15 protein-coding genes and 2 pseudogenes are annotated in these 12,774 nt (G+C 47.8%); 9 read left to right on the top strand and 8 right to left on the bottom strand.

Annotation, left to right across the window (positions count from 1 at the left end):
- Positions 1 to 119: 119 nt before the first annotated feature.
- Positions 120 to 647 (bottom strand): annotated as a pseudogene (locus tag NC980_RS23285) (magnesium chelatase domain-containing protein); the annotation flags it as partial.
- Positions 648 to 954: 307 nt separating this feature from the next.
- Between NC980_RS23285 and NC980_RS23280 the strand changes: the two are divergent.
- The 4 genes and pseudogenes from NC980_RS23280 to NC980_RS23265 all read left to right on the top strand — a co-directional run.
- On the top strand, positions 955 to 1,089 hold the full coding sequence (locus tag NC980_RS23280; RefSeq protein WP_277881571.1) for a hypothetical protein: 135 nt from the start codon (positions 955 to 957) through the stop codon (positions 1,087 to 1,089).
- 207 nt (positions 1,090 to 1,296) lie between these two features.
- Positions 1,297 to 1,635 (top strand): hypothetical protein, encoded by a 339-nt coding sequence (locus NC980_RS23275; protein WP_190379342.1) that lies wholly within the window; start codon positions 1,297 to 1,299, stop codon positions 1,633 to 1,635.
- 310 nt (positions 1,636 to 1,945) lie between these two features.
- Entirely contained in the window at positions 1,946 to 2,080 is a 135-nt protein-coding gene (locus NC980_RS23270; RefSeq protein WP_277881570.1) for a hypothetical protein, read from the top strand.
- A pseudogene (locus NC980_RS23265) lies at positions 2,044 to 2,598 on the top strand (transposase); the annotation flags it as partial. The gene NC980_RS23270 and the pseudogene NC980_RS23265, both read left to right, overlap by 37 nt.
- Before the next feature lie 20 nt (positions 2,599 to 2,618).
- On the opposite strand, the gene NC980_RS23260 reads toward NC980_RS23265, so the two are convergent.
- The gene (locus tag NC980_RS23260) at positions 2,619 to 3,290 is read right to left on the bottom strand and encodes a hypothetical protein (RefSeq protein ID WP_190379341.1); all 672 of its coding nucleotides are present in this window, start codon (positions 3,288 to 3,290) and stop codon (positions 2,619 to 2,621) included.
- A 92-nt stretch (positions 3,291 to 3,382) separates the two neighbouring features.
- Between NC980_RS23260 and NC980_RS23255 the strand changes: the two genes are divergently transcribed.
- The 5 genes from NC980_RS23255 to NC980_RS23235 all read left to right on the top strand — a co-directional run bounded on the left by NC980_RS23255 (position 3,383) and on the right by NC980_RS23235 (position 5,369).
- Entirely contained in the window at positions 3,383 to 3,511 is a 129-nt protein-coding gene (locus tag NC980_RS23255) for an excalibur calcium-binding domain-containing protein (RefSeq protein WP_190379340.1), read from the top strand.
- A gap of 129 nt (positions 3,512 to 3,640) precedes the next feature.
- Positions 3,641 to 3,862 (top strand): hypothetical protein, encoded by a 222-nt coding sequence (locus NC980_RS23250; protein WP_190379339.1) that lies wholly within the window; start codon positions 3,641 to 3,643, stop codon positions 3,860 to 3,862.
- A 174-nt stretch (positions 3,863 to 4,036) separates the two neighbouring features.
- A complete protein-coding gene (locus NC980_RS23245; protein ID WP_190379338.1) occupies positions 4,037 to 4,477 on the top strand; it encodes a hypothetical protein in 441 nt (146 codons plus the stop codon).
- Between the two features lie 95 nt (positions 4,478 to 4,572).
- Positions 4,573 to 5,205: a hypothetical protein gene (locus NC980_RS23240; RefSeq protein WP_190379337.1), complete on the top strand. Its 633-nt coding sequence runs from the start codon at positions 4,573 to 4,575 to the stop codon at positions 5,203 to 5,205.
- Complete coding sequence (locus NC980_RS23235; protein WP_190379336.1) at positions 5,202 to 5,369, top strand: hypothetical protein; 168 nt, start codon at positions 5,202 to 5,204, stop codon at positions 5,367 to 5,369. The genes NC980_RS23240 and NC980_RS23235 overlap by 4 nt, the downstream gene beginning before the upstream one ends.
- Here NC980_RS23235 and xisF read toward each other — a convergent pair.
- The 6 genes from xisF to NC980_RS23205 form a co-directional block, all read right to left on the bottom strand.
- On the bottom strand, positions 5,366 to 6,940 hold the full coding sequence (gene xisF, locus NC980_RS23230; RefSeq protein ID WP_190379335.1) for a fdxN element excision recombinase XisF: 1,575 nt from the start codon (positions 6,938 to 6,940) through the stop codon (positions 5,366 to 5,368). The two genes, NC980_RS23235 and xisF, sit on opposite strands and share 4 nt — an antisense overlap.
- Before the next feature lie 172 nt (positions 6,941 to 7,112).
- The gene (locus NC980_RS23225; protein ID WP_190379346.1) at positions 7,113 to 7,250 is read right to left on the bottom strand and encodes a hypothetical protein; all 138 of its coding nucleotides are present in this window, start codon (positions 7,248 to 7,250) and stop codon (positions 7,113 to 7,115) included.
- Between the two features lie 15 nt (positions 7,251 to 7,265).
- On the bottom strand, positions 7,266 to 9,356 hold the full coding sequence (locus NC980_RS23220) for a response regulator (protein ID WP_190379334.1): 2,091 nt from the start codon (positions 9,354 to 9,356) through the stop codon (positions 7,266 to 7,268).
- Positions 9,305 to 9,745, bottom strand: a complete 441-nt coding sequence (locus tag NC980_RS23215) for a response regulator (RefSeq protein WP_190379333.1) — start codon at positions 9,743 to 9,745, stop codon at positions 9,305 to 9,307. Before NC980_RS23215 ends, NC980_RS23220 begins: the two co-directional genes overlap by 52 nt.
- Positions 9,702 to 12,005 (bottom strand): ATP-binding protein, encoded by a 2,304-nt coding sequence (locus tag NC980_RS23210; protein ID WP_190379332.1) that lies wholly within the window; start codon positions 12,003 to 12,005, stop codon positions 9,702 to 9,704. The genes NC980_RS23215 and NC980_RS23210 overlap by 44 nt, the downstream gene beginning before the upstream one ends.
- A gap of 247 nt (positions 12,006 to 12,252) precedes the next feature.
- A complete protein-coding gene (locus NC980_RS23205) occupies positions 12,253 to 12,672 on the bottom strand; it encodes a response regulator (RefSeq protein ID WP_199298763.1) in 420 nt (139 codons plus the stop codon).
- Between the last annotated feature and the right edge of the window lie 102 nt (positions 12,673 to 12,774).

The following is a 12,774-nucleotide window of genomic DNA, read 5'->3' as shown; positions in this document are numbered from 1 at the left end:
TTAGCACCGGGATAGCAGATTCAAATGTCTACGTCATAGAACCTACAGCGTAGACATGTACATAAAGTAAAAGCTAGTTTTCAAGGCATTTTCAGCGATTTAGCTGTAGATAACAACGGGTTATGTCCGCCAGCCGCAGCAATTTCTAGGGCGCGTCTTGCATGGGCTTGACCTTTGACATCGCGCAAATCAGGAGCCGAAATTTGCATCTCAGCCATCTCAAGCGCGGTATCAATTTGAGCCGGAATGTAACCGCTTGAATCGTTGAGAAACGCGCCGACTTCGGATAAATGCTTGAAGCCGTAAACGTTGAGATCCTTGACCACCGCCGCTTCTCGAACATTATCGGCAGGCACAACTAAGTTAGAAATGCCAAGTTGTTTTGCGGCAGCCGCGATCGCCAAAACTCCTGCTACCGGACGCAAACTACCATCGAGCGAGACTTCGCCTAAAAACAAATACTCATCTAAACCTTCGGTTTGAACTTGTTCTGCTGCTGCGAGAATGCCAATACTAATGGGAAGATCAAAGCTCGGCCCTTCTTTCCTCAGATCCGCAGGCGCAAGGTTAATCACGATCCGCCGCATCGGAAATGCAAATCCAGAATTCTTGATCGCAGTTTTAACCCGCTCTTTTGATTCTTGAACTTCTGTACCCTATCTGCGGACTCCTAATTTTTCTAATTCTTACCCTTATTCTCGCTCACATACAAAACTGGCTAACTGGCTAACCCTAGAAAACCAGAACGTCTGATATATAAAGACTTTAGGCAGGTTAGCCAGTTTTTGAAGTGCTTAAACTGGCTAACTTTTATGGTACTTTAAGAGGGCTGAAACGTCCGTCCCGTATGGTGGTTAGCCAGTTTTTGAAGTGCCTAACCCATCAAAAAACAAGCGAGATCGCACCTAGCCCCGTTTCTGGGAACGATCGAGCAGTCCCCTTCCACGAACCGCAATGGAAGAAACTGCACTTGATTTGATGTTGAGTTCCGAGCCACCCATTCCGCCCATGACGCTCGAAGCTTGGCTGATTCTGGCGTTCATGCTTGGGCTAGTGGCTTGGGGACTTCTGGCAGAGCGTCGCGATTGACGATCGGTTGAAGGGCGCGATCTGCGCTGAATTCTTTATATGCAGGTAAAGATCCTGTGAATTGTCAGCCTGTGTAAGGAGAAAACCGTAGAGTGAAGTGCTGTCTTCATCTCGACCTGATTCTGGCAAGTAAGCGTCAATCAGTCGATCGCGGGTGCAGAATTGCAAGCGCACAAAGATACTTCATCAATCTAGTGGGTTCTAAGTATGGGTACATTCGATCGCATTAGTCGCATTGTTCGCGCCGAGATGAACAGCCATAACTCTCAGTCGAGCTATGACTCAAATCAGCAAACGAGAGAACTAGAAAAACAGGCTATTTCTCTCCGGCAGCAAATTGCAAATTTAGAAGCCACAAATAAAGACTCGATGAGTAGCGTATTGCAGCAAGAGTATGCAACTACGATTTCAAATCTCAAGCGATCGCTGGCAACGCTAGAGCAGACGATCCTTAATCTTGGTGGGTCTATTGAACCGAGTGCCGATAAATACGCCCTTACTGATGCAGAATTAGAAATGCTAAAGCAAGTGTTAGACGAACTCTAAAGCGATCGTTTACGCTCTTGATGATGAATTCTGAACCCGCGATCGCTCCCATGCCGATCGGGGCACGGCTGATTCTGGCGTTCATGCTTGGGCTAGGGGTTGGGAACCCCTGACTAGAGCGGTGGAGTCCAACCCTGCAACTTCAAGCAAAGCTGCAAGTCGAAATGCAGCAACATATCGAAAATGAATTTAATTGCTTCTTTGAAACCCTCATGGACGATGACGTTTTATCGATCGAGCAAAAGCGGCGGGTCATCGACATTGCAGCTAATTTAAGCAAAGCAGCAGAAATCGGAATCGAGGCAAACTGATGAGAGAATTTACGCCAGTCGAGCAGAAGGAAATCGCGATATTAGTCGATCGTTTGATTGATGAAAGAATGGATCGCTTTACTGGCGCGATCGCAGAATCCCCCAACACTATCGAGCATCTGAGAAGCGCTTAAAACGATTACAGCGCTCACTGTCCCGCAAAAAGAAGGGATCTAATCGTCGCAAGAAAGCGATTAAGCGAGTCGCTAAGGCACATCCGAAAGTCTCGAATCAACGGAAGGACTTTCATTACAAAACTGTCAAAAAGCTTTTATCTCAAGGGAAGCACGTTGCACATGAAAAGTTAAATATCAAAGGAATTGCGAGAACGAGACTCGCAAAATCAACGCATGATGCTGGATGGGGTCAATTCCTGCAAATTCTATCAATCAAGGCTGAAAGAGCCGGATTGTTAACGATTGCAGTGAATCCAAACGGCACTTCTCAAGACTGCTCTGGATGCGGTGCAAAAGTCCCTAAAACGCTAAAGGACAGACTTCACGCCTGTCCTGAGTGTGGACTAACGATTGACCGTGACCACAATGCAGCAATCAACATCAAACACAGAGCCGTAGGGCATTCGGTTCTTAAAGCTCAGGTAACGTCCGAAGCAATAGCTGGAGTCACTGAGAAGCCCGCTCTGTATGCTTAAGCATCAGAGTCGGGAGCATGTCACACGGAGGTTTCGGCTTTCTTGCGATTCTGACGCGATCGACGAACGGCTCCACCCACCCATGCCAATGCAAGTCCTGGCAATGGTGTGAACCCAAACGGAACTGGAACAGGCGTGAAATTCACGTTATCCATGCCGTAAGCGGAGAAAGGTGGAGTCGTGGAGGACAGAACAACTCGCGTCAGTGGTCCTGCAAAACTTAGAGTTCTCCAAGTGCCGCTTGCACCGGAACCTGTGAATGTTCCAGTAGTGGCTGTTCCAAGGCTGGTCGCTCCCTGGAAAGCTTGAATTGTGAAATTATCTGTTGTTCCGGCTCGGACACCAACATCAATCGAGAACCCTGTCACTAATGAAGCAAAGGTAAATGTGGGAGAACAGTTTGCAGCCTGGTTACATCCAAGAAAAACAGGACCATTCGTTCCATTCAAACCCCAGTTTCCTGGATCTCCATTTGCTACTCCACCAACAATCCCAAAGTAATTTCCACTGATAGTCAGTCCTTGTGCAGAATAGGAAGCTGCTGGATTGAAGCCACTGTTGTTTGAATAAAGATTATCAAACGCGGCTGTGAGTGCATGAGCAGGTTTGGCATTCACTATAGTTGTGGCTGTAATCGCGATCGCCGCGATGAGTGGAAGTTTCCTTGTCAGGTTCAAAGCAGAACTCATCATCTCTCTAATAAAGAAATTACTGCTTTAATTCTATGAATCGAAATTTACTAGACATCAGCATTTGCACTGATCTGTAGAATTGGCTTACCAAGTTGCACATCACCTATTGTAGTGATTTCAGGACGCAAGCCGAAGCTCAACGGGTGTTGATAGCTTTCCCGAATGATCCATTCCGATTGGATGGAGACAAGGATGGAGTCGCTTGCGAGAGTTTGCCGTAGACAGGAGGGCGATCGCCATTCCTGGAAAAGAGACGGGCGATCGATCAGTGATAATCCTTAAAGTTGCTTGCAAGCGCGATCGCTCCTTAGATGTGGGAATCCTTGAGCCATTCCCCTTTTAAAGCAGCGATGAATAAAATCCAGTGGCGCTCTCAATGGCGAATCAGGCGCGATCGTATTCCCCAAATGATTCTTGTCCTCGCGCTCGGTGCGATTCCCGTCAGCTTTACAGCCGCATGGGTATCTGACCAGTTTCGACTGTGGCAGGCGGGCGGGAAATGGTGCGTTCAGATTGCGCCAAGCGGTGAAGAAAAAGTTCTCTATGGCTCCGAGTGCAGCGGGTTTAGATAGCGCGATCTCTGCTTATGAAGATTCGACAAATCCGTAATTTTCTTCCAGTCTTGGGTATACGATTCAACAGCACAATCTCTGAGGTTTAAAATGTTGAATCGTGTTGTTTGACTGGGTCTGATCTCTGTAGCATTGAACTTCTCGAATGCTGCGTTCTCTCATGATTACCAGCCATTGAGAACTAAAGACGATACCCGAATTGCATCGAATAATTTAGAGGCGCTCTATCCCGATGCAGCCGTTCTCAATCAGCAGGACTGGCGAACAGCACAAAACATCCCGTGGTCAAAGGTCGCTTTCTCACAGCAATCTCAAGCCGCTCAAGATGACTATTATCCCCATCATCCAAGTGATTGCGGGTACATCAAGAAGCTAGAAATTGAGGGAGTTTCTGGCTATTACTTTATCCAGTCGTGTAGCAGAGACGACAGAATGTGGCTTCAAGAAGTGAAGGTGACAGAGACAAAAACAAGGGGTGTCATCTATGTGCAGGAGCAGCCTCTAATCGATGGGCAGCCACTCAGCCCCGCATATTGGTGTGCCCTGCAAGCACCCGGCTTTAGGAGTGTAGGAAGGTCTTTAAGAAGGGTGCTGACCCCGCTAGAGGTGAAATAGAGGTTGATCCGAAGTTTAAGGATGATTCGGAGTTTATCCGCGATCGCATCCTTCCAGCGCTCCTCAATCGCACGATCGCGGCGTTCAAGTCGCTGATGACAGAAGGAATTGATTTTACTTGCTGTGATGCGGCAATGCAGGAAATCCAGATCAGCCAATCGCATCTCTATGAATTTGCGTCTGAAACGGGGCTAGTGTTCGATCCTCAGTCAGTGATGCCGATTAGTGAACTGTGGGCAAAACTTGAAGCTTACTATCTCGATACGGGCGTTCTAAAAACCGAACCAACTCGCAACTGGGAAGATCCCGTCCGTCCTGGAGATCCATACGTTAAAGGACAGAATCAGGTGGCAGCGCGGTTTATCAGCCTGTACCCGCAATGCAAGAAAATTTCACTTGGTAAAAATCGTTTTGGGATTCAGGGGTTAGCGTTCAAATCTGCTGAAACATCACAGCAGACAGAATCAACGTTTGAGCCAACACAGCCAGTTGAGCCAACATTTACCGACGAAGAAAACGAGCAAATCGAAGACGCGATCGGGATGGTGAACTCGGCGGCGGAATCGGGTGATTCAGAGACGATTCAGCAAATTTTCTCTGTGCTTGCCTCTTTACCTGCTGAACTAAAGAAGAAAGCTTGGGAGCGAATGTCTTCGCAAACTCAAAACGTATTGAAGGCAGCGAAACCAAAACGGGTAGAGCTAGATAAGGCGGGGGCGCGACGATGAAGCCGGAGACACCGAAAGAATTGCTCAATCGCAAGGTTCAAGAATTTCGCGATCGCAACGAGCTACTTCAAGCGATCTCAGATTCAGCAGAACCTACCAATGACGGACGCTATGTGATTCCAGCAAAATTCATCGAAGCGGTGCGGAAACTGTTAGCGGCTTAGATTTTTAAGGCAATGCGAACAATTTCGCCATCTTGCACCCATACGGTGTCTACGAGCCATCGAAACAATCTTATCCGCTCGTCCTCAGAGCAGAACTGCCAGAAGTCCGGGTTTCTCAGGATTTCAACGGCGGATTCTTGTTTCTCGGCTTTAGCGATCGCTTCTTGCTTGAAATTGAACTCTAGCCGTTTAACTTGGCTCTCAAGGTCTGAACGGGCACGATCAAGCGCGGGGTTGGCTCCTAGCGCTCGAAGCCCCTCTAATTGTTCGCGCAGTTGCCCCAATTTGGGCGGCTCTAGCGTAGGTTCTGACGTTTGGCGTAACGCATCGATACGCTCGGCGGCGCGGGTTAATGCCTCAATAATTGCCGCTTCAGCGCGATCGTTCCGAATCGATTTGTTTTGATCACAACGTCCCTGAGTCTTGCCCTTGCAAGTGTAGTAATTAAAATGCTGTCCCTGTCTAACTCTCGTTGCATTAGACTTCATCGGCGCGTCGCAGACTTGGCAGCGCAATAGCCCAGAGATGGGATAACGCCGATCTTTTTTGCTGACGAGCCATTTCCCTCTAGTTGCGCCGTTATGTTTAAGGATGCGTCTGATTTCTTCTACCTGAGCTTCGGTTAGTAGCGCCTGATCCGGATGAGTATCCCGCCGGATGTCCCATTGGTCTTGAGGTAATCGCTTTCCGTACTTTTTGCGCCCCGCCCCGTCCAGTCCTAAATATTCACGGGTGGCGTAAGCGGTATGCCCTCGTAAAACGGGATTGAGTAACCAGTCTCTTAAGCCTTTATGACTCCACTGAAAAACATCCCGGTTTGAGAAGCGATGAGACTTTGCAAGCGTAAAGTCATCATCCGCATCCAGCACGAACGATTTTGCAAGCCCTCGCTCTTTCGATGGTTTGGGGTGGCTAAATCGCTGAATCCCATATTTTTTATGAATCAGTACGATCGCACCCCTTAATCCTTGACCATCCCAAAAAAGTGAAATGCAGTCCCGCGCCAAATCAGCGAACGTCATCCCAGGATGATCATTGCCATTAGACGGGCGATCAGACAGCAGACACAGAAACGGCGTATTATTCAGCCGATAGTGACGATTTACGGCAGTGTAACCCCACGGCATACAAGTATTAGCGCGATCGTTTTTGCGGCGCGATTCGTGCCCTTTCCGGGCGCGTTTGCGGATGGTCTGAAGCTCTCGCTTGGCGATGTAAATACCCAAGCCCGCAAAAAATTCGCTGTCTTCATCCAGAATATCGATGTGTTCATCCAGCCCAGTGAGCGGAATGCAGCGATCGCGCATGATCTTAACTAATCGCTCAAACAATCCCGGCGAGGCGGTGAGCCGATCGAGGCGCGTTATTCTCACTTCAGCGATTTCGCCCGCTTCAATGTCTGCAATCAGTCGCAGAATCCCTTCTCTGCCGTCATCAGCGCGGGAAGCCACATCGCCATAAATGCGATCGCATCCAGAATCGCGTAAGCGCTGAACTTGGTTACTCAATGCGACTTGATAAGCCTGGTCTTCAGTGGAGACTCTCGCAAGTCCCGCGATGATTTGCGCCATAGGTTAGCCAGTTTTTAGGCAGTTGTGAGGCAGTTTTTAGGGTGGCTAACCTGCCTAAAACATAATCAGAGAGTAGGTTTTGTGGATCGAGGGTTAGCCAGTTAGCCAGTTTTGGAAGTTATAGAACTTCTTTCTTTATTTAGTACTAGATTTCTATACCTCTAATTGTCCGCTATTGTGGCACCGAAACCTCTGTTCCGGGTAATCCCACTACAACAATTCCTGGCAATCCCCCCGCAACATCGACTTCAACGCCGACTTTTACGGCATCGATTCCAATGAGTGACGCACTCCAAACCCTTGCCAGCATTCTTTACCTCAGTTTTTACCTCTCGGTAGAGTACCCTGCATTCTGCGGTAAAGCGCGATCGTGAGACAGGATGCTCACGAGATCCTGTGTTGTAAATGGCTTTTGCAAAAATCCCTGAAAGCCATGTGCTTCTGCTTGGGCAACGACTTCTGTAGAAGCGACTCCGCTCATGGCGATCGCATACAGTTGAGGATTCCACTGCCGCAGGAGGGGTAACGTGGCAAATCCATCCAGCGATGGCATCATCAAATCGAGCAAAACCGTGCGAATTTGAGTTTTGTATTGCGTCAAAAGCTCGATCGCGGCTAAGCCACTCGCAGCGGTCAGAACTTGGTAGTCGTAATCGAGCAGTGTGGCTTGCACGGTTTCACAAATGGCTGCTTCGTCATCGACAATCAAAATTAGGGTCTGTTCACCAGATAACAGTTTGGAATCCGGTGGGGCGGGGGGTTCGATCGTAGAAGTGGCAGGTAGATAAATCTTGAACTGACTGCCTTGATTGATTTGGCTGTGAACATCGACAAATCCGCCATGGCTTCTGACAATGCCGAGCAAAGCGGAGAGTCCTAAACCTGTGCCTTTGCCAATGTCTTTGGTGGTGAAAAAGGGGTCGAAAATTCGCTGAAGATTGTCCGGAGTGATGCCGCTTCCCGTATCCGTCACTGTAACCAAAACGTAAGCCCCGACTTGGGCTTCCAGATGCAAGCGAGCGATCGCGGCGTCGATCGTGACATTCTCGGCTTTAAGCGTCAGCGCTCCGCCGTCGGGCATCGCATCGCGAGCATTCACGCACAGGTTCATTAGGATTTGATGGATCTGAGTGGCATCGCCTGTGATTGTCCAAAGGTCGGGTGCGATGTCTGTGTGAAGGTCGATCGATTTTGGAAAGGTGGGTTGAATGATGTGCTGAATTTCGCGAAGGACGTGACGGAGTTGTAGGCTGACTCGTCGCCCCTCAACGCCTCGCGCAAACGCTAGAATTTGCTTCACGAGATCGGCTCCGCGTCGGGCACTGGTTTCGGCAGTGGTGAGCAGAACGCGGTTTTGGTCGCTGAGATTGGGAAGTTTGAGCGGAAGCAGTTGAGTGACTGCCAGAATTGGAGTCAGGATATTGTTGAGATCGTGAGCAATTCCGCTTGCTAGGGTTCCGAGACTTTCGAGCCGTTGCGCTCTGAAAAACTGGGCTTCAAGCTGTTTTTTCTCAGTGATATCCATGTGAATTCCCAGCATTCGCGGTGAATTCAGTTCTGATGCAAAGACGCTGCTTTGAACGGCGATCCAACGAATGCTGCCGTTGGGATGCAGGATACGGAATTCGATGTCGAGTCCGTGGAACTGCGCGATCGCACTTTGGCATTCTTGCTCGATTTTGGCGCGATCGTCCGGGTGAATCAACGCAATCCAATCGGCAGCAGTGCCACCAAAACTATGAGGTACTAAGCCGTAAAGCGCTTCGACCTCGCCTGTCCAAGCCATTGCCTGGGTGTGAAGGTTCCATTCAAAGCTGCCCATTTTTGCGGCTTTTTGTGCGAGTTCTAGCCGCTCTTGGATTTTCTGAGCACGATCGATTTCTTGTTGCAGCCGCTGATTTGCCGTTTCCAGTTCTCTTGTCCGTTCTTGGACGCGATGTTCAAGAATATCGTTTGCTTCTCGGAGCGCTTCTGCTGCTTGTTTGCGCTCGATCGCATATCGAATGGAGCGAATAAAGGTATCCGGATTAATCTGCCGTTTCACGAGATAATCCTGAGCGCCGTGTCGGACGGCGTGAATGGCAAGCTGATCGTCGTTTGTGTTGGTCAGAACCACGATCGGGAGATTGGGAGAATGCCGCAGCATCGTATTCAGCGAATCGAGTCCCGCACTATCTGGCAGCGTGAGATCCAGCAAGACAACATCGAATGCCTCAGATTCCAGCAGCGCGATCGCTTCGCGCATTCGCTGCACTGGGACAAGCTGAAATCGGCATTCGATCGTGTGCTTTAGAATCTCTTGCAACAGTCGCGCTTCTGCTGCATTGTCTTCGACCAGTAGCACTTTGACACAGGGACGCTGTTCTAAGTGGGACTCTGTCCGACTTTGATCGGTAATGTGGCGGTGTCTAGCCAAAACTCTTCAATCCCCCGAATGATTTTGAACAACTGGCTCAGATTGCGGGATTTAGCGATATAGCAATTCACGTGCAGATCGTAGCTCTTATGAATGTCTTCCTCATTGCGCGAGGTCGTCAGCACAACGACGGGAATGTGCTTCAGCAACGGATCAGCTTTGATCTCGGCGAGCACTTCCCGTCCATCCTTCCTCGGCAAATTCAAGTCCAACAGAATCAGGTCTGGGTAAGTTTCCTGACTCTGAAGGAGTTGCATTGCTTCGACCCCATCCCGCGCCACAATAACTTCACATTCAGTTGCGGTGCTTTTGAGCGCTTCCTGGATAAGCCGAATATCGCCTCGGTTATCTTCGATTAAAAAGATAGTTTTTCTTTTGTCCGATCGCATGGCTGGGATCTCGTCCTCCAACGGGGATGGTGAAGTGAAAAGTCGCGCCGTGACCGATTTCCGATTCGACCCAGATGCGTCCGCGATGGCATTCGACAATCTTTTTACAGATGGCTAATCCCATGCCTGATCCGGGATATTCATCACGGGTATGTAACCGCTGAAAGATCACGAAAATACGATCGTTAAATTGCGGCTCGATGCCGATACCGTTGTCTCGGACTGAGAAGAGCCAAGCATCTTCCTGTCGCTGAACGCCAATATGAATGTGTGGCGGCTGATTGCCCTTGAATTTGATCGCATTCCCAATCAAATTTTGGAACAGTTGCATCAATTGAGTCCCGTCCGCCACAATTTGCGGCATTGGATCAAAAGTAATCTGAGTTCCAGTCTCGGCAATGCGTCCACGCAAATTACTCAATGCATGATTCAGAGCCGTTTCCGCATCGGTGAGTTGCCATTCAATACCTTTGAGATCGACTTTTGAATACACCAAAACATCATCGATCAAGGTCTGCATTAAGCTCACACCTTCGACCGCAAAATCGATGAAATCCGTGGCATCTTGATCGAGGGAGTCGTGATAGCGCATTTCGAGCAGTTGCACATAGTTTGCAACTTGATTCAGCGGCTCTTGTAAATCATGAGAGGCAACATAAGCAAACTTTTTCAGTTCTGCGTTCGATCGCTCTAAATCTTGTGCCAAGAGTGCCAATTCTTCCGCTTGTCGCAGCACGATGTTAACGATCGCTTTTCGTAATTCAAGGGTTGCTTGAATTTCAACGGGTTTCCACGGCAATGAATTCAGCCGAACCGTTTCTTTCCATAATTCAAACGACTTACGCGGACAGAGACGACGTTCATTGCCCACTTCTTGCAGTTCATACGCATGATTGGGATCACCCCCCCAATTCACGGTTTGGATCACTTCAGGGCGGAACCAAAGCACGTAGCTCCGTTTTGAAATGGGAATTGCTAATAATCCGCTAGCGACGTGCTTAAAGCGCTCTGCATCAGAATAGATAGCGGGTAATTCGCTGGTATAAAACACTTCGTCATCGACGTTTTTCGCCAGCCACTGCACTAAGTAATTTAGTTCTTCTTCGGATGGCGTTTGCCCGATCGTTGTCCAGCGTCCTCCAAAACAAATCGCAGCCCCTTTTGCATCTGCTAAATCCAATAAATTCAGCTCAGATTGAATTAAGCCATCAATAAAATTCTCCGCTTCAGACATCGATTCAATCAGTGCAGAATGTACTCGTGCTAGGTGCATTCGATAGTGATAATCTGCGGCTTCTTCGCGTGTAGAAATTTCCGCAAAAATGACTCGACCTAAAAATTCGCAAGCCTTGCGTAGTTCGTAAGAAACGGCTTTCGGGGTGCGATGATGACAAGCAATTAATCCCCAGAGCTTTTGGTCTTTCATCAATGAAATGGTCAGCGATGCGCCTACGCCCATATTGTGCAAATATTCAGTGTGACAGGCGTAAGGACTCCGCAGAATTGATAGCGTTAAATCTGTCGGTTGCTGAGTGACAGGATTATGAGTAGGATAAAGCGAAACAGGTTCAGCATGAGCATCTGGAATCACACGAATCCAGTTTGAGACAAACATCTTACGCGCAGGCTGAGGAATGTCTGATTCTGGGAAATGCAAGCCAAAATAAGGCTCTAGTTCTTCGATTTTCTCTTCTGCAACGACTTCTCCGTGACCATCGCCATCAAATTTGTAGAGCATGACGCGATCGAACCCCGTCACCTTCCGAACTTCTTGCACAATAATCTGACAGAAATCTTGTAGATTTGCTGTTGCTTGTAGCTGATTAATCGAAGCTTTCGCAAGGTGATAGAAGCTTAAAAACGGAATGTTTTCTTGAGCTAATGCAGGCTCTAATTCCAACACCAAGAATCCATCTGCACTCCGATGAAACACTGCATCAAATACAGCATAATCATCGCCTCTTTTTCTGATCCAAACTCTTGTCGGATTGATAAAGTCCAAATTATCTGCGGCTAATCCTTCCCGAAATCGCTCAACTTGGAATGAATCAAAGATTTCGTCGATCGCTTTACCTAACAAATTGCTTGGAGCAATCTGAAGAACAGAATTCGTATTTCCGCTCGCTTGCAAAACAGTTAGATCTGGTTCCTGTAAGACAATCAGAATACCATGCGGCTGAATCTGAGTTAAGCGGTGAATTGAGGGTTGTTTCAAGCTGATTAAGCTACTTGGTTGCGCTTCCAAAGTGATATCGGTCATAGCTGTCCTTACGCCCAGGGCGCGAAAATATTGTGCTTTATGTGGGAGCTTTTCGACCGATGATGCAGAGTTCAAATCTTAAGCTGCCGCATTTCTATTTCTACTCTAAGTCAGCAGCATAACTTAGAAAACTAAGCTGGATTGTTAAATAAAGCCGAAGTAATTTTATTTTGAGATCAATCGCTTCTACTCAATTGTTTTTGCTTAGTTGTTTTTACTTATTTGTATGATCTGGAGAAATGAGCGCTCACTCTAATGGTAAAGTCACAATTCCTAACCAGAAATCTTTAATTCGTTGAATGATTTGTGATAATTGATCGCAATCCGAAGCTTTAATAACGTAGCTGTTACCTTGCAGCGTATAACTTTGAAAGATTTCTTCTTCTCGATCAGAGCTAGTCAAAATCACGACCGGAATTCGCCTAAGCTTCGGGTCAGACTTTAATTCTGTTAATATCTCTTGCCCCGATTTTCCAGGTAAATTCAAATCGAGTAAAATTAAATCAGGGCGCGGAGCTTCAGAATATTCGCCGCGACGCTGTAAGAAATTGATTGCGCTTGTGCCATCAGCGATCACTTCGACTTGAAAAGCATCTTGCTGAAACGCGGATTGAATGAGAAGCGTATGTTCTGGGTTTTCTTCTAGCACTAGAATGAAACGTTCCACGAAAAATCTTCCTCGAATGTAGTCTTGCTAACTTTAGTAAAACATTCTCGATCGCGAACGCTTGCAAATTTGTTAACTTTTTCATATCAACAAGATTGATAC

This window comes from Leptolyngbya sp. AS-A5 (genome assembly GCF_039962495.1).
GTDB lineage: Bacteria > Cyanobacteriota > Cyanobacteriia > Leptolyngbyales > Leptolyngbyaceae > Leptolyngbya.
This window is presented reverse-complemented; position numbering and strand designations above follow the sequence as displayed.